Genomic DNA, 24,642 nt, shown 5'->3' with positions numbered 1-24,642 from the left:
CGTCCTTTTCTGCCAACGCCGAAGCGTCGACGATGTTGACGTCGATGCACACAGGGTTTTCTGTGTGCGGGAAAACGAGCGCGGGTGAGCGCCCGAAAATTAGCGAACTGGAGGAGTCAGTTCTGCTTGCTCGGCTGTGGCGGGCGCAGAAGTTGCGCTCGTGCCGTCAGCCTCGACCGTGTCGGATGCGCTTGGCTTACCGCGGAAGCTGAAGGAGTCCAGGATGAAGCGGAAGTAGCCCTTGCCGGTGCCGAAGGATGCCGTGAGCCGGTCAAGGAAGATGGCCAGAAGCACTACGGAGAGTCCAGCTTCGAACCCGAGCGAAACATCCGCCCGGCTCAGGCTCTGGATAACGGGCTTACCGAGGCCACCAGCGCCAACCATCGAGGCAATAACGACCATCGAGAGCGAGAGCATGATCACCTGGTTGATACCGGCCATGATCGACGGGAGTGCCAGGGGAAGCTGAATCTGTCGCAGGATGCGGCTCGGTGACGAACCAAATGCCTGCCCAGCTTCAACAACCTCTTTATCGACGCCACGAATGCCCAGCTCAGTAAGACGTACGCCGGGGGCAAGGGCGAAGAGCACCGTTGCCACGATTCCGGGAACATCACCAATGCGGAAGAGGATCAGTGCGGGAATCAGGTAGACGAATGCTGGCATTGTCTGCAAGAAGTCGAGTACTGGCTTCACGATGGTGGAGACCGTTTGATACTTGGCCGCGAGGATTCCCAGCGGAACACTGATCAGAACTGCAATTGCTGCAGCTACCAAGACCAACGCGAGGGTATCCATAGCGTTTTCCCACTGATCCAAGCTGAGGATCAACAGGAAGCTGATTGTGGTGCCCAGTGAGAACGCCCAACCGCGCGCTACGAAAGCGATCACGGCAAAGATGATCAGCATTATCCAGAATGGCGGCGACGTGAACAGGAAGTTCATTCCGTCGGCAACCGAGGCAATCATGAACTTGATGACATCGAAGAAGACTCCGAAAGTCACGGTGATGTAGTCAATGCCATCTTCGACCCATTGGCCGAGGGGAAGTCTAAAGAAATCGTTCATCGGGTGACCTCCTTCTCGGTGGCGGTTTCGGTGGCGGTTTCAGGGGCGTCGACTTCAGGAGTAGCAAGAGCGTCAGAAATCAGCTCCGTCGAGACAGTCAACGACGGCTCCATCGAAGGAAATTCGCCAGTGTCTGTCGTGACATTGCCGAGTGCGGCGAGCAGTGTGACGCGCGGGACTGCCCCAATTAGGCGGCCACGCTCATCCACTACCGCGAGCGGCAGTGGACTCTCCACTGACGGAACGAAGAGTTCCGAGAGCGAGGTGTCTGCTTGGATAACGTTGAAGTCGTCGCTGATGATCGAGCTCAGGTCGGTTTCGCCGCGGCGGACCAACGTCATTGCCTCAGCATCGCGAACGATGCCCTTGAGCGTGCGATCGCGACTGATGACGAATGCGGTCGAGCTTTGCATGTCGCGCATCGTTTTCAAAGCTGCACGGGGTCCTGAGCCGGCGAATGCGGTGACGCGGGCTGGCTCCATGACGCTTGCTGCGGTGAGAACGCGTGAGCGGTCAACATCCTGAACGAACTGGGCAACATAGTCGTTGGCCGGGTCGGTGAGGATGTCTTCTGGAGTCCCGATCTGAACAATGCGACCGTCGCGCATCACGGCGATGCGGTCACCGAGGAACATTGCCTCGTTGAGATCGTGAGTGATGAAGATGATCGTCTTGCCGAGTTCCGTCTGAAGCTCGAGCAGCTGCTCTTGCATTTCGCGACGGATCAGGGGGTCGAGAGCGCTGAACGCCTCGTCCATCAAGAGCACATCAGTGTCAGCGGCGAGGGCGCGGGCAAGGCCTACGCGCTGCTGCATTCCACCAGAAAGCTCTGACGGCATCTTGTCGCCCCAACCCTTAAGGCCGACGAGGTCGATCGTCTTCTGGGCGCGAGCGAGACGTTCCGTGCGGGGAATGCCCTGAACTTCGAGCGCGTAGGCGGCGTTCTCAAGAACACTGCGGTGAGGGAACAGCGCGAAGTGCTGAAACACCATTGAGATGCGGCGACGGCGAACGTCGCGAAGTTTTGCGGCGGAAAGGCCTGAAATGACATCGTCGCCAACTGTTACTGACCCGGATGTGGTGTCCCACAGTCCGTTGAGCATGCGGATGAGCGTTGATTTGCCCGATCCGGAGAGGCCCATGACGACGAAAATCTCGCCCTTGTGAACATCGAAGCTTGCATCAATGACGGCAGCGGTGCCCAGCTCTGATATCTCGTCGCGAGTTGCTCCGTGCTGGAGTCGCTCGACTGCTTCGTTTGGGCGGCGGCCGAAAACCTTATAAAGGTTCTTGGCGCTGACTGCGATTTCCTCGGTCACGTTCTCCTGAATGCTCGGCACCATAAGGGCTCCGCTCTTCTCGATTACGGTCCGGGTTGCGGGCACCTCGCTACTCACGCTGCTCCCTGTCGAGCTGTGCGAGAAGGGGAATCATTGTCGGAACGATTCCAGTGCGAAACAACCGTACGAACGTCAACTCGGACTCCCGAGGTGGCGCGCGCGGCCTGATTCGTTGCGCCCCGTCCACAACGCCAAACAAGGGCGTACCGGGAACCGGGCCGTAATCAAACGTAACTCTTTTGCGGAATGCTCGCAGCTTCAGGTCCACCAGATTGGGGACATCCCGTGGCATTGGCCGACCTCGATCCGCGGCACAGTAGGCATCGGGGCCGGTCGACTTCGTTGTCTATTCGTTACATTGGCGACGCCGCCGTGAGGCGAGTCGCAACGAATAAGAGGGCTTAGCGCGGCGGGCGCACCATACCTTCTTGAGCAACACTGGCGACAAGGCGACCAGAACGATCGTAGATGCGGCCGAGCGAAAGCCCGCGCCCACCGATTGCATTCGGCGACTCCTGAACATAGAGGAGCCACTCATCCACTCGCGCCGCCCGGTGCCACCACATGGCATGGTCGAGGCTGGCAACCTTGATCCCCGGAGTAGCCCAGGCGAGCCCGTGTCGACGCATGATCGACTCGAGAATCGAATAGTCGCTCGCATAGGCCAGAGCTGCGCGATGAAGGTTCATATCGTCGGGCATCGGACCAACCGACTTCAACCAGACAGCCTGGTGAGCCACATGCCCGCCCTCAACTGAAATGAAGATCGGCGAAGGAACGTAACGCATATCGAATGGGCGCTCGGATGCCCAATACCGTGCGACCGGATGATCGAGCGACGCCAACGACTCTGCAGTCGTTGGCAACGACTCCGGGTCGGGGAGGTCGCTTGGCATATCAATCTGGTGATCGAGACCGTCGTCTTGGTCCTGGAACGATGCGATGGCCGAAAGAATTGGCACCCCATCTTGATAGGCCTGCGTACGTCGTGTTGAGAACGATCGACCATCGTGGATGCGGTCGACTGAAAAGGTGATCGGGAGGTTGATGTCTCCCGGACGCAAGAAATAGCCGTGCATCGAGTGCACGATTCGGTCCGCGGCGAGAGTGCGCTGAGCGGCAACAAGAGCCTGCGCAAGCACTTGACCTCCGAAGACTCGACCCTGCGGCATCCATTGGCTTGGACCCGTAAAAATGTCTTCGTTTGTTCGTGCGCCGGTGTCGGTCAGATCGAGGGCAGTTAGAAGCCCAGACATAGGGTCGCTCATGCCTGTAGTTTAGGAGACCTATGACTGGATCGTTTACTTTGGTGGATTCCCTGGCTCTGGGTGATCTGCATGTCTTTTTGGGTCGCGCTGCTCGTGTTGACGACGGCTCCGTTCGACTTATTGGTGGCGCAGGCGTGCTTGCCGTCTACGTTTCCGTGCTGCATCCCGCTGGCTTGCTTGACCACAGCCCAACCGTTCTTGGTTTGAGAACCTTCGCTTTGGCGTCGAAAGATACCTTCGACGCTGTTGTGCCCGTTCGCTCCCTTATCGGTCGCGTGGAAAGCGCGATAGACGAATCCGCCGACTCGTTTGGGGAACCCGTGACGGTGAGCCTGCCCATGAGCGTGAACACCGTCACGTGGGCTGCGATTACTCCGCCGCGTGGAGGATGGGTGGCAATCGATACGGTTGCGGGCGAGATCCTTGAGACTGCGGCCAAAGAGGGAATCGACGAAGTTGCGCAGGCCGTGCCCTCGGGCGTTGGCGAAGCGATCGTGCATAAAGTGCGCACAGAAGTATGGGGGCGTCCGCTGGACAACCCCGATTACCTGCCAGCGGGAGCAGGATTTGCTGCCGTAAGTTTGGGCTTCCTCGGCGACGACGATTCAGCGTCAGTCTACGAATCCGGTGCGTGGACGCGAATCACCACCAAACGGGGGCACGTACTCGTCAAGCGTCGGGCGTGGTCTGTCGCGCGCTAGCCCTCAGGTTCTCTAGACCCCGAGTCCGCTAACAAAGTTGAGCGATAGCAGTAGTGATCCGACTCCGGAAACGAACCAGACGCCCAACGATGCCCAAATGGGTGTGAGCCCCCAGCCCAGCTGACGCTTCACGACAACCGAACGCCCGATGCAGTAAATGAGTGGGCCCAGGAAGATGAATGCCGGATGAAATGGGCGGTCGATCCCGCGACGTTTCAGGCTTCGAACATCGCGAAAAGCTAAAACGATTGTGGCGATATAGGCCACCCACGTGCCGACGATCACCATGATGAATCCGGGATCTGAATAGACCAGAAGCGGATCGTAGGCGCTGAGAATCAGCGTCGTGGGGTCGATGAGGGCGAGGCCAATGAGCGGCAGGAACGGCAGCAATATGATCGTCCAGATTTGCCACGTGTACGGCGACACCTCGCTCGATGACGCAGCCGGCGCCTGAGCATACTGGGGTTGCGCATACTGCGGCTGCGCGACCGTAGCCGTGGACGTGGCAACGGGTTGCGACGCTTGGCCACCCGCAGGCACGTATTCTGACGGACCCCAGGCTGAGCCGTTCCACCACGCCTTGCCTCCACGACCCGACGGATCCGAATACCAGCCCGGTGCCGTTGGCTCCGCCGAAGAATTGCTCATGTTGGAATTCTAGCTGCAGCGGCGGCTCATTCTGTGGCTTAAAGCGCTGCGACACTCCGCCCAGCAGCACGACCGCTGAAGAGGCAACCGCCGAGGAAGGTGCCCTCAAGCGCGCGGTAGCCGTGCATCCCTCCACCGCCGAATCCGCTGGCCTCTCCTGCCGCCCACAAACCCGGCACCGTGGCTCCGTCAGCGCTGAGTGCTCGGCCGGCTAGATCGGTGTGGATGCCGCCCAAACTCTTGCGAGTCAGAATATTGAGCTTGACCGCAATGAGCGGCCCCGCTTTCGGATCAAGGATGCGGTGCGGCTTGGCCACACGGATGAGTTTGTCTCCGAGATAGTGGCGAGCTTGTCTGATCGCATTGACCTGCGAATCCTTCGAGAATGAGTTGGTGAGTTCGCGGTCGCGCGCCTCAATCTCGCGACGAACGTGCGGCAGATCGATCGCGACATCCGGGGTCAGATTTTGCATTCCGGTGAGTAATTCGTCGAGGGTGTCAGCAACAATGAAATCGGCGCCGTGCTTTTTGAAAGCCTCGACGGGAGCTGCGGCGCCCTTGCCGAGCCGTTGCTTCAGGAGTTCGCGCACGCTTTTGCCGGTCAGGTCAGGATTTTGCTCGCTACCGGAGAGCGCAAATTCTTTCTCGATGATTGCCTGGGTGAGCACAAACCAGGAGTGGTCATAACCAGTCGCGAGGATGTGTTCGAGGGTGCCGAGCGTGTCGAAACCGGGAAACAGGGGCGTCGGTAGGCGGTGCCCTGTCGCATCCAGCCACACACTCGACGGGCCAGGCAGAATGCGGATGCCGTGCTTCGGCCACACCGGATCCCAGTTCTGAATTCCTTCGACATAGTGCCACATGCGGTCGCCGTTGATGAGGCGAGCGCCAGCGGACTCGGCGATGCCGAGCATGCGTCCGTCGACGTGAGCGGGAACACCGCTCAGCAGCTTCTTGGGGGCTGCCCCCATCCGCTTCGGCCACTGGGCGCGCACGAGATCGTGGTTGCCGCCGATGCCTCCGCTCGTCACGATCGTGGCGGGGGCGCGCAGCTCAAAGTCGCCAATGATCGTTCGGTTGCTTGATGCACCGCGTGCTGCGTCGTCTGCAGCTAGCGTCGCACCGCGTACGCCAACAACGGCACCGTTCTCTCTGAGGAGTTCATCGACGCGGTGACGAAAATGCAGAGTCGCGAGACCTTCAGCGACACCACGGCGCACGGCATCGATGAAGGGCTGAACGACGGCAGGGCCAGTTCCCCACGTCACGTGAAAACGCGGAACCGAATTGCCGTGCCCCAGCGCTGTGTAGCCGCCGCGCTCTGCCCAACCGACAACAGGGAAGAACCCCACACCGCGTTCGCGAAGCCATTCGCGTTTCTCGCCGGCAGCAAATTCTAGATAGGCCTCGGCCCAACGCCGGGGCCACTCGTCTTCTTCGCGATCGAAACCAGCCGTGCCCAACCAGTCTTGACGGGCAAGTTCGAGTGAGTCTGTGATGCCCATGCGTCGTTGTTCTGGAGAATCCACCAGAAACAGCCCGCCGAAAGACCACCACGCTTGGCCGCCAAGGCTGGCTTCTGGCTCTTGTTCGACAATGGCGACATGTTTGCCTGCCGCGATGAGTTCGGCGGCGGCGACAAGGCCCGAAAGGCCTGCTCCGACGACGATTGCGTCCAGTTCGCGCGACTGCGTCATACGTGACTCCTTTGACACTGATGTGCTGACAGTATGTCGCGTCACCCACCAATTTGGTGGCAACTTTCGCGCGCCACCTTGTGAACCGCGCACGGTGTAGGTACGGTCAAATTAACTCCGAGCGACGAGGCTCGGGTCAACCTGTGATTTACCAATCGCGGTTGTGAGGATCGCTTGCGCGTGGCTTACCGGCAGACGCAATGGCAGATCGGAGGAACGATGAGTATGACCGTGCCCGTGAAAGCCCAGAAATCTGAGGCTAAGAAGCAGAACCCTGAGTTCGTGCAGCTTCTCGATCCAGAGGGAATTCGGCTCAGCGATGATGTCTATGACCCTTGGGTGTCGGATGTCACCGGCGATCAGCTTGCCAGCCTCTATGAAGACCTCATCATTGTGCGTCGCATCGATACTGAAGCGACTGCCCTCCAACGTCAGGGCGAGCTTGGCCTGTGGCCGCCGCTCTTCGGTCAGGAAGCCGCTCAAGTCGGTTCCGCTCGCACCCTGCGGCCCGATGATTTTGTGTTCTCCAGCTACCGCGAAAACGCCGTCGCGTACTGCCGTGGAGTGAAGCTGCCCGATCTTGTTCGGGTGTGGCGCGGAACTGCGGCCTCGGGGTGGGATCCGTTCTCGGTGGGAATGGCAACGCCAGCCGTGATTATCGGCGCCCAGACGCTTCATGCCACTGGATACGCCGTCGGCTGCAAAAAAGATGGCGTCGATAGTGTCGCTGTGGCTTACTTCGGTGACGGTGCCACTAGCGAAGGGGATGTCAGCGAAGCAATGGTCTTTGCTGCCTCCTTCAAAGCTCCCGTGATTTTCTTCTGCCAAAACAACCAGTGGGCGATCTCCGAGCCAGTGGGGTTGCAAGCTCAGCGGCCGATTGCCGATCGGGCTCCGGGGTTCGGTATTCCGAGCATCCGGGTCGATGGCAACGATGTGTTGGCTGTCATGGCGGCAACTCGCAGCGCCCTCGACCGCGCGCGTAACGGTGGCGGCCCCACCTTTATCGAAGCGGTGACGTACCGCCGTGGACCGCACACGACCTCCGATGACCCGAGTCGTTATGTCGACCCTGTGGTCGCAAAAGAGTGGGAAGCTCGCGACCCTATTGCGCGCGTCGAAGCCTTTTTGCGCAGTGAAGGGGTGCTGACGGACGAACTTGCCGCCTCCATCCAGGCGCGTGCCGATCAGGTCGCTGCCGAATTCCGGGCGGGATGTCTGGCGCTCGAGAACCCAGAACCGCTCAGTGTTTTCGACAACGTCTATGCGACAGAACACTCGGGTCTTGCGCGTCAAAAGAGCCAATACAAGGCGTACCTAGAGGGGTTTGAGAAATGACTGAACTAACTCTGGCGAAGGCGCTCGGCTCAGGTTTGCGCCGAGCCCTAACCGACGACGACAAGGTTGTGTTGCTTGGCGAAGACATCGGTACTCTCGGTGGAGTCTTTCGAGTGACCGATGGTTTGCAGCGCGATTTCGGCACAGATCGAGTGATGGATACGCCTCTCGCCGAAGCCGGAATCATCGGGATGGCGGTGGGGCTCGCATTCCGGGGCTACCGTCCGGTGTGCGAAATTCAGTTCGACGGCTTCATCTATCCAGGTTTTGACCAGATCGTCGCGCAGGTGGCGAAGCTGCACTACCGCACGGCCGGAAATGTGCGGATGCCGTTGACGATTCGTGTTCCCTACGGTGGAGGAATTGGCGCGGTCGAGCACCACTCGGAGTCGCCGGAGGCCTACTTTGCCCACACCGCTGGGCTGCGCGTTGTCACGTGTTCGACGCCGCAGGATGCTCACAGCATGTTGCGCGAAGCAATAGCGAGCGACGATCCTGTGCTGTTCTTCGAACCCAAGCGTCGCTACTGGACCAAGGGTGAGGTCGACGAAGATGCTGACGGCCTGCCGATGGGCAAAGCGCGTGTCGTGGTTGAGGGTACTGACGTGACTCTTGTTACCTATGGCCCGCTGGTTGCTACTGCTCTGGATGCCGCAGTTGCCGCCGCCGACGAGGGTATTTCTGTCGAGGTGGTTGATTTGCGTTCGCTGTCGCCGGTTGACTTTGACACCGTTTCGGCGAGCGTGCAGAAGACGGGGCGGCTCGTGATTACCCATGAAGCTTCGGAATCTGGCGGTCTCGGTGCCGAAATTGCGGCGACTCTGACTGATCGTTGTTTCTACTACCTTGAGTCGGCCCCGGTGCGCATCACGGGGTTTGACGTGCCGTATCCGCCAGCAAAGTTGGAGGATCACTTCTTGCCGGATCTTGACCGCATTCTTGATGGTGTCGATCGCGCTCTTGGTCGCGTCAATTCGCTCACCGGGTGGAGCGCATGATGGCCGTTAAGGAGTTTGCTCTGCCCGATCTGGGGGAGGGACTCACCGAGTCGGAGATCGTTGAGTGGCATGTCGCTGTCGGCGATATGGTCACGCTGAATCAGCCCATTGCTGAGGTGGAGACGGCGAAAGCAATTGTGTCGCTGCCGTCGCCAGTGGCGGGCAAGATCACGGCTCTTCATGCTGAGCCCGGGGCTACCGTCATGGTCGGGGCCAAGATCGTGACATTTGAGCTCGAAGGTGCTGCCGGGTCTGCTGATGCTGCGGCTTCGTCAGATGCTGTGCCTTCGTCGGATGCTGCAGAGCCGAACGATTCGGCTGAGTCAGAAAGCGCGTCCGCTTCCTCAGCCGCATCAGCCGCTCCGGAACGCAATTCGGTGCTAGTGGGTTACGGTCCGGCGGTGGAGAGTGGCAAACATCCCACTCGCAAGCGTCGTGCGCCTCAATCGGCAGAGCCTGCTCCCGCCGAGTCGACCGCAACCGAAGTTGAAGCCGGAACCGGACCCGCAGCAGGAACGGCAGCCGAAGGCGCAACCTCGACACCAGCCGCAAACGCTACTGCCAGCCCGGCCGAAGCGCGCACCAAGTCAACACCGCCGGTTCGTAAGCTCGCCCACGACCTAGGGGTTGACCTCACGACCGTGCAGGGCAGTGGACCAGACGGCGTTATTACCCGTGAGGACGTGTCGAAGGCGGCCGCTGCGGGAGGAGACACTGCTGCAGCCACCTCCTCAACAGCCAGCACAGCAACCACCGCAGCAACAGCGCCTCGAGCGCCTCGAGCAGGTGGTTCTGAGTCCCGCCAGCGCGAGCAACGCACCCCCATCAAGTCAGTGCGCAAAGCGACAGCGGCTGCCATGGTGGCGAGCGCCTTTACGGCACCCCATGTCACCGAGTTCTTGACGATTGATGTGACTCCGACGCTCGAACTCGTTGCGCGCTTGAAAGCGAAGGGGAGTGCGGCATCCGTTCTCTCCGTTGTTGCGAAAGCGCTGTGCATTGGCGTTGCACGCAACCCCTCGCTCAATTCGCGCTGGGATGCGGAAGCTAACGAAATTGTTGAGTTCGGCTATGTGAATCTGGGCATTGCGGTGGCAACACCGCGGGGGCTCATGGTTCCGAATCTGAAGGATGCTGATTCGCTTACATTGGCTGAGCTCACGGAAGCGATCGGCGTTATTGCTCGGGATGCTCGTGCCAGCAAGGCCACACCGGCATCGTTGAGCGGCGGAACAATCTCGATCACGAACGTTGGTGTGTTTGGTATTGACACCGGTACCCCCATCCTGAACCCGGGTGAAGCTGCAATTCTGGCGATCGGTGCTGTGCGCAAATTGCCGTGGGAATACCGTGGCGAGGTAGCGCTCCGCGATGTCATGACACTGAGTCTGTCGTTCGACCACCGACTTGTTGATGGCGAACAGGGTGCCCGCTTTCTCACCGATGTTGGGGCAATTCTGAGTGACCCAGGCACCGTATTGAGCATGGTGTGACACGAGGGGTAGCCGCGACAGGTGACAATGGTCTTATGACCGAGAATTTCGACCCTGCCGCGGCCACCACCACCTCGCGTAAATCGCGACGTCTGTTGTGGGGCATTCTTGCGCTCGCTGCTTTCGTGGTTGTCGTCGACCAGGTGAGCAAGTGGTGGGCTGTGGCAACTCTCGGCGACGGCACGACCATCCCCATCATTGGGGATCTGCTGTCGTTCCAGCTTGTCTACAACCCGGGAGCGGCCTTCTCCATTGGCGAAGAGTTCACGTGGGTTCTCACAATCATTGCGGCGCTCGCGGTCGCGGCGATCACTTGGTATGCGGCGCAAGTTGAGTCACGCGCGTGGGCCTTTGCTCTCGCCATGCTGTTGGGTGGGGCCATCACCCACCTCGGAGATCGCCTTTTTCGCGACCCCGGTTTTGCGCGCGGCCACGTTGTCGACTTCATCAACTACAACGGTTACTTCATCGGAAACATCGCCGATATTGCTCTCGTCGGTGGCGCCATCATGATCGTGGTTATCTCGCTCATGGGCATTGCATCGAAGCCTGAACCGGTTGCGATCGAGAGTGCGGATGCTGCGGCAACACCTCCGGCAGCAACACCCCCAACGGCACCATGACAGACCTCAGTCTGCGGATGCCCAACTCACGGCTGCGGGCTGTGCTCAATCTCGGCACACGACGCACGCCGCCCATCACTCTGCCAACGGCGTTGGCCAAGCCGGAGCTCTTCGCGGACTGGGATGACGAAGGGCAACTGAGCGACCTCCACGTCGAATACAAGACTGGTCAACTGCACCTCGAAACGACGAGTGCCGGTGTCAGCCACCACTTCCACACTCCGCACGGTGAGCACCGCCCCTCAAGCCCGTGGCGGGCCAACGACACCAACACGCTCCTGCAGTGGGCAACCCAACTAGCTACCGACTTTCATGCACTCTTGCCGACTCTGCTTGAGGACATCACTCAAGCGGCAGCCTGGCACGATGCCGGATTCGACCTCTACATTTGTGAAGTTGAAGAGCCGGTGCAGCTTGAACTGCTCGAGATTGAAGTCGAGGGCGAGCTGTTGACGTTGCCGTGGCTCGGCGCGGGAACGGTGAGTCACGACCACATCGACGGCGAGAATCATCCGATCGCCCTCCTGTGGGGTGCAGGCGACGCTGAACCCGACCAGCCAATCGCCGAAGCATGGACTGATCCCCGCACTGGATCGCCGCGAACCAAAGCTGTTCCGGGAGTCAACTGGGACATTATCGGGCTGCCAGCGGTGGAAGTATTGCCCTGGCTGGAGGGGATCTACCTCAACCACCATGTCATTCCGGATGCAGAAGGAACGCTCCTCAACGCGGTTCTCCGACGCCTCGGTGGGCTCGATCGCCCCTAACGCATTGTGAAGGCGAAAGGGCCTGCGACCGATCAGTCGCAGGCCCTTCATCGTGCTGGATTTGTTAGTCGTCAGTGTTGTCTTGATCGCTGCTAGTGGTAGCGCCGCGATCGCCGTGATCTGCGCGGTCGCCGCCACGGTCGCCATCGGTGGCGTCGGGGTTTGCTGCGCGCTCGGCTTCATGCTCGGCACGAAGCTCGGTGAGGGCGGCGGTGAGGGTGTCTTCGTCTAGGTTGAGTTCGGTGGCGAGAGCCGTCACGAACGTCGCTCGGCGGGCATCCTTCGCTGCTGTTCGTTCTTCTTCGGTGGCGTCGGACCCCAGTCGTTCTGGGCGCTCGGTGCTGTCGCGCACTGCCGTGAGGGCGTCAGTCACGTCGGCTTCGGCGAGGCTGAGCTTGGTAGCGAGACCGCCGGCGTCGAGGCGAGGGCCGTGACCGTGCCCGGCTCGTTCGCCGCTTGTGGTGATGCTGTCGGTGGTTGTTTCGGAGACAGTTGCGCTTGTGGTGGCAGTTTCGATGGTGTCAGCCTGGGCGGGCAAAGCAATGCCCAGTCCTACACACGAGGCCAGCACTACGCCAGCTGCTCCGGTGATCAGTTTCTTGTTCATGGTTGATCCTTTTCGTCCTATCCGGAATCTCCGGTGTACGAAATCCACACTCGGCTCGCTGCCTATCAAAACCCTATGGGGACACCGCGAGAGGCATGGGCAAGTGCTGTGGTCTCACCTGCCGTGGCCTTACCTGCCGTGGTGCGCTAGGCGTCGAGAGCGGCCAACGCCATCCGCTCGAGCACGGCACTGGTAGCGCCAGCACGCCCGCTGTGCGGAGTGGAGTTGATGAGCCCGAAGGTGGCGTGGGCGCGGGTGCGCAACTCGGTGGTGGCAGCATCCGGATTCACTTGGGCAAGCACGCTGACCCATAGCTCGACGTAGCTGCGCTGCAGGGCACGTACGTCGTGTTGGTCGCTGGCGGTGAGGCTGTCGAGGTCGCGATCTTGAACCCGGATGACGTCGGCATTGCCGAGCGCAAATTCCACATGAAACTGAACGAGGCTTTCGAGCGCGGCTCGCGGGCTGGCCGCTGACTCGATCACGGTCTGCGCCCCGGTGCGCAGGTTGGTGCTGGCGTCGACAAGAATCGCGGCGAGAACATCTTGTTTGCCGTCGAAGTGACGGTAGACGGCGGGACCACTGATACCGGCGGCTGCGCCGAGATCTTCGAGCGAGACCCTGGTGTACCCGCGCTCGGCGAAGAGGCTGGCGGCGGCGTCGAGGATGGCCTCGCGTCGGTCGGCCTTCGCTTGGCTTCGCGGAGTTGGGGTCACGTTCATGTTCTGAGTCTAGACAGTTCGGTTAATGATGACTAACCTAAATTCAGTTAGTAGTGACTAACCCAAGCGGCCACAAGCTGCGCAGAACGAAGGTGTTCGATGGAGAAAATTTCTACCGCCGCCCAACCGTCTCATCCGACGTTTGCGGCTAACGAAGAGTCAATGCGCGGCCTTGTCGAGCAATTGCGCGAACGACTCGCAACAACGGCTCTCGGTGGCTCAGAGAAATCTCGCGAACGTCACGTCTCTCGCGGCAAGCTTCTGCCTCGCGATCGAGTTGATGAGCTGCTCGATGAGGGCAGCCCCTTCATCGAGATCGCCCCGCTCGCCGCGAATGGAATCTACGACGACCAAGCTCCCGGCGCTGGCGTGATTGCCGGCATCGGCCTCATCCACTCTCGCCCCGTGCTCGTGATCTCGAACGACGCGACGGTCAAGGGCGGCACCTACTTTCCGCTCACGGTCAAGAAGCATTTGCGGGCGCAAGAGATTGCGCTCGAGAACAAGCTGCCGTGTGTGTACCTCGTTGACTCGGGTGGCGCTTTCTTGCCGATGCAGGATGAAGTCTTTCCCGACCGCGACCACTTCGGGCGCATCTTCTACAATCAGGCTCGGCTCTCGGCGGCGGGCATCCCGCAGATCGCCTCGGTTATGGGCTCGTGCACCGCGGGTGGCGCCTACGTGCCGGCTATGAGCGACGAAACGATCATCGTGCGCAATCAGGGCACGATCTTCTTGGGCGGTCCGCCGCTCGTGAAGGCCGCTATCGGCGAGATCGTCACCGCCGAGGAACTGGGTGGGGGAGACGTGCACGCCCGCACCTCGGGCGTCACCGACCACCTTGCTGACGATGACCGCCACGCGCTCCAGATCGTGCGGGACATCATCAAGACGATCCCCAAGCCTGCTGCTCCCGCGTGGGATGTTGTCGAATCGCGGCCTCCTGCCGTGAACCCTGACGAGCTCTACGGGGTTGTGCCGACCGACGTGCAGAGCCCCTACGAAGTGCGCGAAGTGATCGCCCGCCTTGTTGACGGCAGTGAGTTCCACGAGTTCAAGAAGGAATACGGCACGACGCTCATTACTGGGTTCGCGACCCTGCACGGGCATCCAGTCGGCATCGTCGCCAACGCCGGGGTGCTGTTCAGCGAGTCGGCGCTCAAGGGTGCACACTTCATCGAGCTGTGCGATCAGCGCGGCATCCCGCTGCTGTTCCTGCAGAATATTTCGGGATTCATGGTCGGCAAGGAATATGAAGCTGGCGGCATCGCGAAGAACGGTGCCAAGATGGTGACCGCTGTGGCGACAACACGTGTTCCCAAGTTCACGGTCGTGATCGGCGGCTCGTTCGGGGCTGGCAACTACTCAATGTGCGGCCGCTCGTATTCGCCACGCTTCTTGTGGATGTGGCCCAACGCCCGTATCTCGGTCATGGGCGGCCCGCAGGCTGCTGCCGTGCTCTCCACGGTGCGCCGCGATCAACTCGGCGAAGACGCCTTCACCGACGACGACAAGGTCGCTTTCGAGAAGCCCATCCGCGAGCAGTATGAACGCCAGGGCAGCCCCTACTATTCGACAGCCCGCCTCTGGGATGACGGAATCATTGACCCCAAAGACACGCGAGACGTGCTCGGCATGGCCCTCGATATCGCTGCGGCCACCCCGCTGCCCGACCCGGGCTTCGGCCTCTTCCGGATGTGATGGCGATGTTCTCTGCTGTTCTGGTCGCCAATCGTGGCGAAATTTCCTGTCGCATCACGCGCACCCTGCACTCAATGGGCATCCGCTCGATCGCGGTGTACACCGAGCACGATCGTGACGCGAAGCACGTTCGAGTCGCGGATGCCGCGGTGCTGATCGACAACTACCTCTCGGTCGAATCGATCGTTGCTGCCGCCCATGCCGTTTCGGGTATGAGTGCCGACGCGATCCACCCGGGCTACGGTTTCCTCTCCGAAAACGCCCACTTGGCTGAGGCCTGCGCCGCTGCCGGAATCACGTTTATCGGTCCCGGTGTCGAAGCCCTCGAGATCATGGGCGACAAGATCGCGTCGAAGAAGCATGTGACCGAGCGCGGTGTCGCGGTGATCCCCGGTATCGCTGAGCCGGGCATGACGAACGATGATCTTGTGGCTGCTGCTGCGGAGGTCGGGTTCCCGCTGCTGATCAAGCCGTCGGCGGGCGGCGGCGGAAAGGGCATGACGATCGTGCGCGAGGCTGACGCCGTTGCGGGCGCGCTCGAGTCTGCTCGCCGCGTGGCCCGTGCCGCGTTCGGAGACGACACGCTCTTTCTCGAGCGTCTCGTGGAGAAGCCCCGCCACATCGAGGTGCAGGTGCTGGCCGATAGCCACGGCACGATCATCCACTTGGGCGAACGCGAATGTTCGCTGCAGCGTCGCCACCAGAAGATCATCGAAGAAGCGCCATCACCGTTGCTCGATGAAGCGACTCGTCAGCGCATCGGCGAAGCCGCCTGTGAGGTCGCGCGCAGCGTGAGCTACGTCGGCGCGGGAACGGTCGAGTTCCTCGTCTCCGACAATGCCCCAGACGAGTTCTTCTTCATGGAGATGAACACGCGCCTTCAAGTGGAGCATCCGGTCACTGAAATGGTCACCGGCATCGACCTGGTGGAGTGGCAAGTGCGGATCGCTGCCGGCGAGCAGCTCACGGTGGAGACACCGACGCTCACCGGTCACGCGGTTGAAGCACGCATTTATTCCGAAGACCCCGCGAACGATTTCTTGCCCTCGGCGGGCCAGATCGTGCACCTGCATGAGGCCGACGATACGGGTGCCGACAGCACGAGTGCGCGAAGCGTGCGCGTCGACAGCTCGCTCGTGCAGGGCGGCACCGTTTCGGCAAACTACGACCCGATGCTCGCGAAGGTCATCGCTCACGGCGCCACGCGTGCCGAAGCGCTGCACTCCCTCGACCGTGCCCTCGCCGACACGGTAATTCTCGGCGTGACGACCAACATCGAGTTCTTGCGAGCCCTGCTCGCCCGCGACGACGTGCGCGCCGGCGAACTCGACACGGGCCTCATCGAGCGGGCTCTTGCCGAGATCGAGTTCGCCGCCCCAACCCCTGCCGTTCTCGCGGCGGCGGCTCTGAGCATCCATTCCCATCGTTGGATGTCGGGCTCACCCTGGCAGCAGCCGAGCGGTTGGCGTGTGGGACAGCATCGCCCGGCCCGATACCGTCTTGAGTGTGCGGGCACGGTGTACGAAGTTTTGGTCGCCGGCCCGCCCAGCGCTGCGCAAGTCACGATCAGCGGCGACACCACCCCGGCACGCCTGACGAGCACCGGCATCGAGTGGGGTGCGTTGAGCATCCGTCTCGCTATTGAGACCGAGGGTGCGCACGAACATTCCACGGATGGTCACACGGTCTGGATTGCTCACGAGGGCACTTCGTGGTCGTTGACCTCTCAGGGCCGCGCCGAGTCGCTCGCTGATCACCGTGCGACGCTCGCCCGGGTAGCCGGCGTCATCGACCCCGAACTGCGTTCGCCCATGCCCGGCACGGTCGTTGCGGTCGCGGTTGCGCACGGCGACAGTGTGACGGCCGGTCAGACGGTGCTCACGATTGAAGCCATGAAGATGGAACACCCCGTTGTCGCGACCCTCGATGGGGTTGTCGACATCAGTTTGAAGCCTGGCGATCTGGTCACACGCGATCAGATCGTTGCCCGAATCGAATCGCCACAAGCGAGCACTGAAGGAGAAACCTCATGAGTCACGATGCTACCCGCGGCGAAATCACCCACCTCGGCCTCACCGATGAGCAGTTGAAGTTGAGCGCTGACGTGCGCGATTTCGCTGACAAGGTTGTTGCTCCGGCAGCGTATGAGTACGACACGAAGCGTGAACTGCCTTACGGCATCATCGCCCAGATGGGTGAGATGGGCCTCTTCGGTCTGCCATTCCCCAAGGAAATCGGTGGACAGGGCAAAGACTATGTTTCGCTGTGTATTGCCATTGAGCAGCTCGCGCGCGTTGACCAGTCAATTGCGGTAACTCTCGAAGCGGGCATCGGTCTCGGAGCGATGCCGATTTTCAAGCACGGTAGCGAGGAGCAGAAGCAGGAGTGGGTTCCGATGCTCGCGCGCGGTGAAGCGCTTGCTGGCTTTGGACTAACTGAGGCGGATGCGGGCTCCGATGCCGCGGGAACCAAGACCACCGCCGAGCTCGTCGATGGCGAATGGGTCATCAATGGCACGAAGCAGTTCATCACTAACTCGGGTAGTGAGATCACGAAGGTTGTGACCGTGACGGCGGTAACTGGTCGTCGCGAGAATGGGCGCCCTGAGTTGAGCGCCATCCTAGTTCCGAGTGGCACGCCCGGTTTCACAGTGCACCCCCCTTACGACAAAGTCGGGTGGCACACCTCTGACACGCACCCCCTGTCGTTCGACAATGTGCGCGTACCTGAAGCGAACCTCTTGGGGGAGCGCGGTCGTGGTTTCGCGAACTTCATTGAGGCGCTCGACGAGGGTCGCGTTGCCTTCGCCGCACTCTGCACGGGCGCAGCTCAGGGTTGTCTCGAAGAGTCGATCCGTTACGCCAACGAACGCCATGTCTTTGGTCGTTCGATCGGCTCAAACCAGCACATTGCGTTCAAGATTGCGCGGATGCAGGCCCGCGTTCATTCGGCGCGCTTGGCAACGTATGACGCAGCCCGCAAACTGGTGGCCGGAGTTCCTTTCAAGATGGAGGCGAGCTTGGCGAAAATGATCAGCAGCGAGGCGGCCATGGATAACGCCCGCGACGCCACCCAGATTTTTGGTGGCTATGGCTTTATGAACGAGAACCCTGTTGCTCGTCACTACCGCGACTCGAAGGTGCTCGAACTGGGCGAGGGCACGACTGAGGTGCAGATGATGGTTATCGCTCGTGAGTTGGGATTCGCCACACTATGACCGGCAAACGAATTCAGCAGCGCGGCCTCTGGTTCGACGAGTTCGAGGAGGGCGCCGTGTACCTGCACGCGCCCGGCCGCACCGTCACCGAGGCCGACAATGTCTTCTTTACGACGCTCACAATGAACACGCAGTCGTTGCACTTGGATGCTGCGTGGTCGGCTGAGCAGCCGTTCGGGCAGCGCTTAGTGAACTCGATGTTCACGCTCTCGACGATGGTGGGGGCATCCGTGGCTCAACTGACGCAGGGCACGATTGTGGCGAATTTGGGCTTCACGGAGGTCAACTTTCCGCATCCGCTGTATCACGGCGACACGATGTATTCGGAGAGTGAGGTGCTGGAGAAGCGGCTCTCAAAGTCGCGTCCAGGCCAGGGAATCATTTCGCTGCGGCACACTGCCAAAAATCAAGATGGCGTTGTTGTTGCGGTGGCCACTCGTTCGGTAATGGTTTGGACTGAGGAGAACGCACCGTGAGCTTCACTTTAGGGCCGTCAATTCTGTTTGTGCCGGCTGATCGCCCTGATCGCTATGCGAAAGCTCTTGAGCGCGCGGATGCCATCATCATTGACCTTGAGGATGCTGTTGCCAGTGTTGACAAGGCTGAGGCTCGCAAGGCTCTGATCGCGAACCCGATGGATCCGGCGCGCACGATCGTGCGTCTCAACCCTGCCGGAACTCAGGATCACGACAGTGACCTCGAAGCTCTCGAACAGACTGACTACCGCACGGTGATGCTCTCGAAAGCGGAGTCGGCAGCTGACTTTGATGCCCTCACTGAGCTCGACGTGATCGCACTCTGCGAGACGGCTCGCGGTGTGCTGGCTGCGACGACCCTCGCCTCGCTCGATTGCGTGGTTGCCCTCATGTGGGGTGCCGAGGATCTCGTCGCGTCGCTCGGCGGAACATCGTCACGCGTTGACGACGGCCCCTACCGTGGTGTGGCCTTGCATGCGCGCTCGTCGGTGCTGCTCGCGGCCGGAGCCTATTCGAAGGCCGTGATTGATGCGGTGCATCTCGACATCGCAGACACCGATGGTCTGGCCGCTGAGGCTCGGGATGCCGCAGCACTCGGGTTCACGGCAACGGCCTGCATTCATCCCTCTCAAGTGGCCATTGTGCGCGAAAGTTATGCGCCCACGGTCGAGCAAATCGCCTCAGCCCGAGCACTTCTCGCCGCAGCGGAATCGCAGCCCGGCGTCTTCAGCTTCGAGGGCCGCATGGTCGACGGCCCCATCCTGCGGCACGCCGAGTGCGTGGTCGCGCGGGCGGGGTTGCGCGAGGCTTAGGTGAGGTGGGCGTTCCTGCTCTCAATGCTTAAACGCAAAATGACGCCCCGCGCTGCTTTAGCTGCGTGGGGCGTCACTTTTCAGCCTTGATGACTTAGGCGTGCCAGTAGTGGTTCTTCGACACTGACAGCACGATCACGTTCACCCAAAGAATGAACGTCCCGAGGAGCAAGTGGAGTATTAGGCTGTGCCCCTTCTGCTGGCGCACATAGCTAACTTCATTTTTGCGGTTGAGGCCGTCGCTCATCATGGTCCTTTCGAGACTCTTTGGTGTCGCGCAGGCGCAACGATCGAAATGGCTCCCCCCACCATAGGGCAGAAGAATTCATTACAGACACCCCATCTTCAGGGGGGCGGTTTGGCGCGCCCCAGGCTCTTAAAAATGAACCGACAAGCACTGTCGGTCAATTAGCGATCGCAGGCTACCTGTGGCTTCGCATTGCGTGCGCGGTCGTCGGTGGTCTTGGAAGCGGGATCCTATTCAAGGGCTGTGATTGATACGGTGCATCTCCACATCGCAGACCTGAGGATCTCGGTGCTCAGACTCGGCATGCCACTGCGTTCGGCGTCGCTGCTACGGTCTGCACTTGTTTATCTCCGATGGCTAGTGTGCGCGAAAGGCATTCGCCCACGGTGGACAGGATCGTGTCGCCGCAGACGCTTCTCGTCGAAATGGACGGCCTGTACGGAGTCTTCAGTTTCGAAAGTCGCATGGTCGATGGGCCGATGCCGCGGTATTCAGAGTGCGTGGTGGCGCGAGCGAGGTTACGCGAGGGGCAGCCACTTGGATTATCGCCCGACAGAGAAGATCAGCGCCGTAGCTGCAGTAATCACGGCGATTGGAAGTTGCTAAACCACTATCTGCCATTCTGTTTCACAATCGGTGGAACGAATTTCACTACTATGATTTCGAACCGTCTTTAGGAGAGCCACTGATGTCCGACTCAAATAGCAACCTCCCCACCGCTGGGTGGATGGAGGATCCTCAAGACTCGAATAGGCAACGTTGGTGGGACGGTGGCAACTGGACGGAACTGCGTCGCGCTCACGCCGAGGCCTCTGCGCCGTCTCCTGTACCAGTCATTTCGCCGGCAACAGTTGCAGTGCCGGTGGCCCCAGCGCCCACATCCCCTCAATTAATAAACAATGTTGTCGCAATCGACTGGCGGCCGACATTGTGGAGTCTTACTTGGAGTTGGTTGCTTTTTTGGATTCCGACAGCCGTGCTGGCGGCTCGCGCATCTTCTACTAGCTACACGCTGCAAGCTGGAACCTTTACGGTAAGCCAGGGCTTTCTAACCAAACACGTACAAAACGTCGATTTATACCGGGTCAAAACTGTGAACGCGATTGACAGCGCGTTCGGCGGTAGTTCCATAACGATCACGAATAGTGACGGCACAGTGCAGACATTCGGGCTGATCAGGCACGCAAGCTACGTCGCGCAGCAAATCCGATCGCTCAGCTCGTCCGCTCGCGACGAGAAGAACACCACGTACCGCGAGGCTCTTTAGAGATCATGGGCTAATCCCTACCCGATCTTGCGCTCAGTTGGAGCGCCGCTGAAATAACAGCGTGGGAAATCACGCGGTCTTCTTCATTTGGCTCCAGTTCGGGATGCACATGCGCTGGGGTTCACGGCTACGGCCTGCATTCATCCCTCTCAAGTGGCCATTTTGCGCGAAAGCTATGCGCCCACGGTGGAGCAAATCGCGTCAGCACGGTTACTTCTCGCCGCAGCGGAATCGCAGTCAGGAGTCTTCAGCTTCGAGGGTCGCATGGTCGACGGGCCCATCCTGCGGCACGCGGAGTGCGTTGTTGCGCGGGCGGGGTTGCGTGAGGGATAGCAGCTGTCTCAGTTCCAGCGTCCGACGATACTGCGAGTAAAGACCGGGAACTATCAAAGTGTAGAATTCTCAGAATTGGGGTGTGGGGCCTCAAGCTAACGGGGGAGACTGCCAATGACTGAGAAAGATCGCGCCGAAATTCACGAGCCCCAAGACGAGACAGCAGCCGCCGCGGAGATTGCAGAGGCACTGGCGGGGCCGGGCTCGAAGTTCAACCCCTCGAATTTCGACAGCAAGCGCCGTGAGGCTTCGATGACGGCGGCCGAGTGGGAATCATTCCCCGAGATTTCCGCTTCAGACATACGCGCTGCACTCATGAAGACAGCGGACCAGATCGACCCGTCGGGTTTAACGATTCAAGGAGTCCGTATTTCTGGCCCTCTCGAGCTTGATTTCTTCAATCTGGGCTTCCCTGTCCAGTTCGATTTCGTGCATTTCGACAGCATGATTTTGCTGTTTGGCGCAACCGGCTCGGAGTTTAGAATTTCGAATTCGCTACTTGTGAATGGTGCCAATTTTGCCAGTACAAAGTTTGCAGCGGGAATCTACTTCGAAAACGTGATTTCACACGGTTCGATCAACCTTTCCGAGACCGAAACTTCGACGATTTCGGCTACCGGGTTGGAAATAATTCGATCCGACTACTTGGAGAGATCGGATTACGCCCCTTTGCTTTCGTTGCAGGGATTACGAGCGTCGGGCGATTGTCTTTTCATGGGTTCCACAATCGACGGGATCGTCAATGCACAACGTGTTCGAATCGATGGCTGCTTTGACTTCACGAGTTCGCTAATCGGTGCTGCAGCTATAGACGAAAATCGCAAGAATCATGCCGCGCTTTCACTTGACGCAGCCCGAATAGATGCCGGGCTCTTCATCGATCACGCCGTTGTGCACGGCCGGTTGGACGCAAAGCACTCCCAAATCGGCGGAAGTGTCCAAGCTCGAAATCTGATTGTTTTGCCTTGCGAGCGCGAAGTCGACGAACGCCCTAGCGTCAGTCTCGACGGCGCCCACGTCGACGGGACTATCAGGTTTGACGACGCAGTCATCTGTGGTGAGACAGATTTCGGCGGGACTGTTTCGAGAAGTATCTCGTTCAAGAGTGCGATATTCGGTGGGAGATCAGGGATTCCCGAAAATTCTGGCAATTTTGCTTTGGAACTCACTTCTGCTGTCGTTGCTGACGACCTTGTGCTTGACGGCTCGGTGGCACTCGGAGATGTGCGAGTAGACAGAATGAGTGTCGGTGGCCTCACCAATGTCAACGATATGAATTGCACGGGGAGTGTGAAGCTCACGAATTCAGAATTTGGGAGTGTGCAAGCATTGCGTATCCAAACTCGGATTGGTGACGCCTCACAACAGGCTCAATCGCATGATTTGCTCGTTGCCTATCGCGACAGAATTTTGCGAGCAACATTGCGAGCAAACGCGTTCTTGGACTCGACGCGAAGAGAACTGCGTATTGAATTGTTGGATTCGATCCTGGCGAGCACGGATCGAATCGCCGAATGCCGCCCCACTGCAGGCTCACCTTGTTCAGCGCACGTCGCTTTCCGAGGCAGCAACATAAAGGGAAACGTCCTTCTGTCGATTCGTCGCGTAGAGGGGGACGTTGTTCTTTCAGGCGCGAGCATCGAGGGCAACTTCGAGCTTAGCTCTGCAAAAAGTCAAGACGAAATCAGCCCGAATATTCTGGGCGATTTGGGCGTAGAGGACTTGAAGGTTCAGGGCCAGATAAAGGTACGAGCTGACGCGCCGATAGTCCTCGGTGGCCGGCTCAACGCGGCCAGAGCCTCGAGTCGTGGAACGGTTGATCTAACAGCCATAAAGGGATTCGGCGCTCGAGAAGGTCTCGACTCGGGCGGTGTGATTGCGGTCGAGTACGCGGACTTAGCGGGAGTGAGGTTCGAACACCTTATCCTGAGCAACACTTTTCGCCACATCAGCCTCGACGGGGCGACTATCGGGCACTTGCAGCTTGGGCCAGCCGACAAGAAATCCAAGATCGCATCACTCACACGGACTCGTCATCTTGCGATTGAGCGGATCACAACCCCAGAGGGCGAAGCGTTCAAGACGGTCCGCGACTGGCTTTTGAGGTCGGAAGAGCAGACCACCAAGGGTCATCCAGAGTTCTTCGCTCAGCCATGGTTGGCTGCGGCGGATTCCTACGCGAGCGGTGGGCTACATCGTGAAGCTCGCAGACTTCGCTACCAAGCTACAGACGAAATGATGAAAAACCGGCGCGAGTGGTATTCGCCTCTGGCGCGACAAGTGTTGCGCGGAACGATCGGCTACGGATTTAGTCCAGAACGTGCGTTGGTCTCTCTCGGTGTGCTGTGGGTGCTCGCCTTTTCGCTCGGGGTCAGTTTTCCCGATTCGTTTTCGCCTACTGACCGCAGTGCGGCGCTCTCGCTAACTCTCGAGGCGCCCGCGGCCGCCAACTCCCCGGCGGGCGCAGCCGAACTGGCGACGGTCGATATCTCCGAAGGAGAAGAGTCAGTCCAGCCAGCAACGGGAAACACTCGCCCGGTACCCACTGCATACGCCGGTTTTCAGGCCGGGTTGTATGCCGTTGACATAGTCGCACCAGCAATACAAACGGGGCAGTTCGAGCTCTGGAGAATCAATTCTGAATGGTGGCTTGTGGTGGCGTTCAGCGTCATTAGGGGCCTCTCATGGGCCGTTCTCGGACTCTTTGTAACGGGCATCGCAGGATTCTTCAAGGCGAAGTAGTCGCCACCGCTGCCGACGCTGACGTGACGCAGCGGGCATCACTGAGCTCGACGTGATCGCTCTGTGCGAGACGGCGCGGGGTGTGCAGGCGGCTACAAGTTTGGCGGCGCTGGATTGCGTGGTTGCCCTCATGTGGCGTGCCGAAGATTTGGTGGCGTCGCTGGGCGGTTCATCGTCGCGCGAAGATTCCGGCCCGTGCCGTGGTGTCGCGTTGCATGCGCGTTCGTCGGTGCTGCTCGCGGCCGGTGCCTACTCGAAGGCGGTGATCGACGCGGTGCATCTCGATATCGCAGACGTTGAGGGTCTCGGTGCTGAGGCTCGGGATGCCGCTACGCTCGGCTTCACGGCAACGGCCTGTATTCATCCCTCCCAGGTGGCTATTGTGCGCGAAAGTTATGCGCCCACGGTCGAGCAAATCGCGTCAGCCCGAGCACTTCTCGCCGCCGCGGAATCGCAGCCCGGAGTCTTCAGCTTCGAGGGTCGCATGGTCGACGGCCCCATCCTGAGGCACGCGGAGTGCGTTGTAGCGCGGGCCGGGTTGCGCGAGGGTTAGCAGTAGCGACTGCTCCCGCGA

The 24,642-nt window shown here is 60.1% G+C and carries 21 protein-coding genes and 2 pseudogenes; 15 read left to right on the top strand and 8 right to left on the bottom strand.

Annotation, left to right across the window (positions count from 1 at the left end; translation table 11 throughout):
* Positions 1 to 99 precede the first annotated feature (99 nt).
* The 3 genes from AC1ENN_RS09030 to AC1ENN_RS09020 all read right to left on the bottom strand — a co-directional run bounded on the left by AC1ENN_RS09030 (position 100) and on the right by AC1ENN_RS09020 (position 3,664).
* On the bottom strand, positions 100 to 1,068 hold the full coding sequence (locus AC1ENN_RS09030; RefSeq protein WP_480405890.1) for an ABC transporter permease: 969 nt from the start codon (positions 1,066 to 1,068) through the stop codon (positions 100 to 102).
* Positions 1,065 to 2,411 carry a quaternary amine ABC transporter ATP-binding protein gene (locus AC1ENN_RS09025; protein WP_449648185.1) on the bottom strand — a complete coding sequence of 449 codons (1,347 nt, stop codon included), beginning with the start codon at positions 2,409 to 2,411 and terminating at the stop codon, positions 1,065 to 1,067. The genes AC1ENN_RS09030 and AC1ENN_RS09025 overlap by 4 nt, the downstream gene beginning before the upstream one ends.
* A 398-nt stretch (positions 2,412 to 2,809) precedes the next feature.
* Positions 2,810 to 3,664, bottom strand: coding sequence for an acyl-CoA thioesterase (locus AC1ENN_RS09020; protein WP_449648184.1), 855 nt, complete (start codon positions 3,662 to 3,664; stop codon positions 2,810 to 2,812).
* 32 nt (positions 3,665 to 3,696) lie between these two features.
* Here AC1ENN_RS09020 and AC1ENN_RS09015 point away from each other — a divergent pair, with 32 nt between their 5' ends.
* Positions 3,697 to 4,377: a DUF8185 domain-containing protein gene (locus AC1ENN_RS09015; RefSeq protein ID WP_449647001.1), complete on the top strand. Its 681-nt coding sequence runs from the start codon at positions 3,697 to 3,699 to the stop codon at positions 4,375 to 4,377.
* Between the two features lie 12 nt (positions 4,378 to 4,389).
* Here the strand turns inward: AC1ENN_RS09015 and AC1ENN_RS09010 are convergent, their stop codons facing one another.
* Positions 4,390 to 5,028, bottom strand: a complete 639-nt coding sequence (locus tag AC1ENN_RS09010) for a hypothetical protein (protein ID WP_449647000.1) — start codon at positions 5,026 to 5,028, stop codon at positions 4,390 to 4,392.
* Between the two features lie 38 nt (positions 5,029 to 5,066).
* Positions 5,067 to 6,725, bottom strand: coding sequence for an FAD-binding dehydrogenase (locus AC1ENN_RS09005; RefSeq protein ID WP_480405889.1), 1,659 nt, complete (start codon positions 6,723 to 6,725; stop codon positions 5,067 to 5,069).
* Between the two features lie 225 nt (positions 6,726 to 6,950).
* Here AC1ENN_RS09005 and pdhA point away from each other — a divergent pair, with 225 nt between their 5' ends.
* The 5 genes from pdhA to AC1ENN_RS08980 are packed head-to-tail and all read left to right on the top strand — an operon-like array spanning position 6,951 to position 11,944.
* Entirely contained in the window at positions 6,951 to 8,063 is a 1,113-nt protein-coding gene (gene pdhA / locus AC1ENN_RS09000; protein WP_480406939.1) for a pyruvate dehydrogenase (acetyl-transferring) E1 component subunit alpha, read from the top strand.
* On the top strand, positions 8,060 to 9,061 hold the full coding sequence (locus AC1ENN_RS08995; RefSeq protein WP_480390960.1) for an alpha-ketoacid dehydrogenase subunit beta: 1,002 nt from the start codon (positions 8,060 to 8,062) through the stop codon (positions 9,059 to 9,061). The genes pdhA and AC1ENN_RS08995 overlap by 4 nt, the downstream gene beginning before the upstream one ends.
* On the top strand, positions 9,061 to 10,554 hold the full coding sequence (locus AC1ENN_RS08990; protein WP_449648182.1) for a dihydrolipoamide acetyltransferase family protein: 1,494 nt from the start codon (positions 9,061 to 9,063) through the stop codon (positions 10,552 to 10,554). Before AC1ENN_RS08995 ends, AC1ENN_RS08990 begins: the two co-directional genes overlap by 1 nt.
* Before the next feature lie 35 nt (positions 10,555 to 10,589).
* Entirely contained in the window at positions 10,590 to 11,177 is a 588-nt protein-coding gene (locus tag AC1ENN_RS08985) for a signal peptidase II (RefSeq protein WP_449646997.1), read from the top strand.
* Positions 11,174 to 11,944 (top strand): hypothetical protein, encoded by a 771-nt coding sequence (locus AC1ENN_RS08980; RefSeq protein WP_480405888.1) that lies wholly within the window; start codon positions 11,174 to 11,176, stop codon positions 11,942 to 11,944. The genes AC1ENN_RS08985 and AC1ENN_RS08980 overlap by 4 nt, the downstream gene beginning before the upstream one ends.
* Before the next feature lie 64 nt (positions 11,945 to 12,008).
* Here AC1ENN_RS08980 and AC1ENN_RS08975 read toward each other — a convergent pair whose 3' ends face one another.
* Positions 12,009 to 12,551, bottom strand: a complete 543-nt coding sequence (locus AC1ENN_RS08975) for a hypothetical protein (RefSeq protein WP_480405887.1) — start codon at positions 12,549 to 12,551, stop codon at positions 12,009 to 12,011.
* A gap of 146 nt (positions 12,552 to 12,697) precedes the next feature.
* Complete coding sequence (locus tag AC1ENN_RS08970) at positions 12,698 to 13,273, bottom strand: TetR/AcrR family transcriptional regulator (RefSeq protein ID WP_480405886.1); 576 nt, start codon at positions 13,271 to 13,273, stop codon at positions 12,698 to 12,700.
* 99 nt (positions 13,274 to 13,372) lie between these two features.
* On the opposite strand from AC1ENN_RS08970, the gene AC1ENN_RS08965 reads away from it, so the two are divergent.
* Genes AC1ENN_RS08965 through AC1ENN_RS08945 form a run of 5 tightly spaced genes read left to right on the top strand, consistent with a single transcriptional unit; the run spans position 13,373 to position 19,479 of the window.
* Positions 13,373 to 14,974, top strand: coding sequence for a carboxyl transferase domain-containing protein (locus AC1ENN_RS08965; RefSeq protein ID WP_480405885.1), 1,602 nt, complete (start codon positions 13,373 to 13,375; stop codon positions 14,972 to 14,974).
* Positions 14,975 to 14,979: 5 nt separating this feature from the next.
* The gene (locus tag AC1ENN_RS08960) at positions 14,980 to 17,007 is read left to right on the top strand and encodes an acetyl/propionyl/methylcrotonyl-CoA carboxylase subunit alpha (protein ID WP_480405884.1); all 2,028 of its coding nucleotides are present in this window, start codon (positions 14,980 to 14,982) and stop codon (positions 17,005 to 17,007) included.
* Positions 17,004 to 18,191, top strand: a complete 1,188-nt coding sequence (locus AC1ENN_RS08955; RefSeq protein WP_480405883.1) for an acyl-CoA dehydrogenase family protein — start codon at positions 17,004 to 17,006, stop codon at positions 18,189 to 18,191. The genes AC1ENN_RS08960 and AC1ENN_RS08955 overlap by 4 nt, the downstream gene beginning before the upstream one ends.
* Entirely contained in the window at positions 18,188 to 18,667 is a 480-nt protein-coding gene (locus AC1ENN_RS08950) for a MaoC family dehydratase (protein ID WP_480405882.1), read from the top strand. Before AC1ENN_RS08955 ends, AC1ENN_RS08950 begins: the two co-directional genes overlap by 4 nt.
* A complete protein-coding gene (locus tag AC1ENN_RS08945; protein ID WP_480405881.1) occupies positions 18,664 to 19,479 on the top strand; it encodes an HpcH/HpaI aldolase/citrate lyase family protein in 816 nt (271 codons plus the stop codon). The genes AC1ENN_RS08950 and AC1ENN_RS08945 overlap by 4 nt, the downstream gene beginning before the upstream one ends.
* Positions 19,480 to 19,573: 94 nt before the next feature.
* Here AC1ENN_RS08945 and AC1ENN_RS08940 read toward each other — a convergent pair whose 3' ends face one another.
* Positions 19,574 to 19,726 carry a hypothetical protein gene (locus tag AC1ENN_RS08940; RefSeq protein ID WP_480405880.1) on the bottom strand — a complete coding sequence of 51 codons (153 nt, stop codon included), beginning with the start codon at positions 19,724 to 19,726 and terminating at the stop codon, positions 19,574 to 19,576.
* A 688-nt stretch (positions 19,727 to 20,414) separates the two neighbouring features.
* On the opposite strand from AC1ENN_RS08940, the gene AC1ENN_RS08935 reads away from it, so the two are divergent.
* The 4 genes and pseudogenes from AC1ENN_RS08935 to AC1ENN_RS08920 all read left to right on the top strand — a co-directional run.
* Positions 20,415 to 20,993, top strand: coding sequence for a DUF2510 domain-containing protein (locus tag AC1ENN_RS08935; RefSeq protein ID WP_480405879.1), 579 nt, complete (start codon positions 20,415 to 20,417; stop codon positions 20,991 to 20,993).
* 90 nt (positions 20,994 to 21,083) lie between these two features.
* Positions 21,084 to 21,326 (top strand): annotated as a pseudogene (locus AC1ENN_RS08930) (CoA ester lyase); the annotation flags it as partial.
* A gap of 114 nt (positions 21,327 to 21,440) precedes the next feature.
* A complete protein-coding gene (locus tag AC1ENN_RS08925; RefSeq protein WP_480405878.1) occupies positions 21,441 to 24,068 on the top strand; it encodes a hypothetical protein in 2,628 nt (875 codons plus the stop codon).
* A gap of 40 nt (positions 24,069 to 24,108) precedes the next feature.
* Positions 24,109 to 24,621, top strand: a pseudogene (locus AC1ENN_RS08920) (HpcH/HpaI aldolase/citrate lyase family protein); the annotation flags it as partial.
* Positions 24,622 to 24,642: the final 21 nt, after the last annotated feature.

Source organism: Rhodoglobus sp. G.S.23 (assembly GCF_056675935.1).
Note: the sequence above shows the minus strand (reverse complement) of the source record. Positions and strands in the feature narration are given on the sequence as shown.

Bases quoted from the DNA above. Each gene is read 5' to 3' on its own strand.
- AC1ENN_RS09030 (WP_480405890.1), bottom strand. From the start codon at position 1,068: ATGAACGATTTCTTTAGACTTCCCCTCGGCCAATGGGTCGAAGATGGC.
- AC1ENN_RS09025 (WP_449648185.1), bottom strand. From the start codon at position 2,411: ATGGTGCCGAGCATTCAGGAGAACGTGACCGAGGAAATCGCAGTCAGC.
- AC1ENN_RS09020 (WP_449648184.1), bottom strand. From the start codon at position 3,664: ATGTCTGGGCTTCTAACTGCCCTCGATCTGACCGACACCGGCGCACGA.
- AC1ENN_RS09015 (WP_449647001.1), top strand. From the start codon at position 3,697: ATGACTGGATCGTTTACTTTGGTGGATTCCCTGGCTCTGGGTGATCTG.
- AC1ENN_RS09010 (WP_449647000.1), bottom strand. From the start codon at position 5,028: ATGAGCAATTCTTCGGCGGAGCCAACGGCACCGGGCTGGTATTCGGAT.
- AC1ENN_RS09005 (WP_480405889.1), bottom strand. From the start codon at position 6,725: ATGACGCAGTCGCGCGAACTGGACGCAATCGTCGTCGGAGCAGGCCTT.
- pdhA (WP_480406939.1), top strand. From the start codon at position 6,951: ATGACCGTGCCCGTGAAAGCCCAGAAATCTGAGGCTAAGAAGCAGAAC.
- AC1ENN_RS08995 (WP_480390960.1), top strand. From the start codon at position 8,060: ATGACTGAACTAACTCTGGCGAAGGCGCTCGGCTCAGGTTTGCGCCGA.
- AC1ENN_RS08990 (WP_449648182.1), top strand. From the start codon at position 9,061: ATGGCCGTTAAGGAGTTTGCTCTGCCCGATCTGGGGGAGGGACTCACC.
- AC1ENN_RS08985 (WP_449646997.1), top strand. From the start codon at position 10,590: ATGACCGAGAATTTCGACCCTGCCGCGGCCACCACCACCTCGCGTAAA.
- AC1ENN_RS08980 (WP_480405888.1), top strand. From the start codon at position 11,174: ATGACAGACCTCAGTCTGCGGATGCCCAACTCACGGCTGCGGGCTGTG.
- AC1ENN_RS08975 (WP_480405887.1), bottom strand. From the start codon at position 12,551: ATGAACAAGAAACTGATCACCGGAGCAGCTGGCGTAGTGCTGGCCTCG.
- AC1ENN_RS08970 (WP_480405886.1), bottom strand. From the start codon at position 13,273: ATGAACGTGACCCCAACTCCGCGAAGCCAAGCGAAGGCCGACCGACGC.
- AC1ENN_RS08965 (WP_480405885.1), top strand. From the start codon at position 13,373: ATGGAGAAAATTTCTACCGCCGCCCAACCGTCTCATCCGACGTTTGCG.
- AC1ENN_RS08960 (WP_480405884.1), top strand. From the start codon at position 14,980: ATGTTCTCTGCTGTTCTGGTCGCCAATCGTGGCGAAATTTCCTGTCGC.
- AC1ENN_RS08955 (WP_480405883.1), top strand. From the start codon at position 17,004: ATGAGTCACGATGCTACCCGCGGCGAAATCACCCACCTCGGCCTCACC.
- AC1ENN_RS08950 (WP_480405882.1), top strand. From the start codon at position 18,188: ATGACCGGCAAACGAATTCAGCAGCGCGGCCTCTGGTTCGACGAGTTC.
- AC1ENN_RS08940 (WP_480405880.1), bottom strand. From the start codon at position 19,726: ATGAGCGACGGCCTCAACCGCAAAAATGAAGTTAGCTATGTGCGCCAG.
- AC1ENN_RS08935 (WP_480405879.1), top strand. From the start codon at position 20,415: ATGTCCGACTCAAATAGCAACCTCCCCACCGCTGGGTGGATGGAGGAT.
- AC1ENN_RS08925 (WP_480405878.1), top strand. From the start codon at position 21,441: ATGACTGAGAAAGATCGCGCCGAAATTCACGAGCCCCAAGACGAGACA.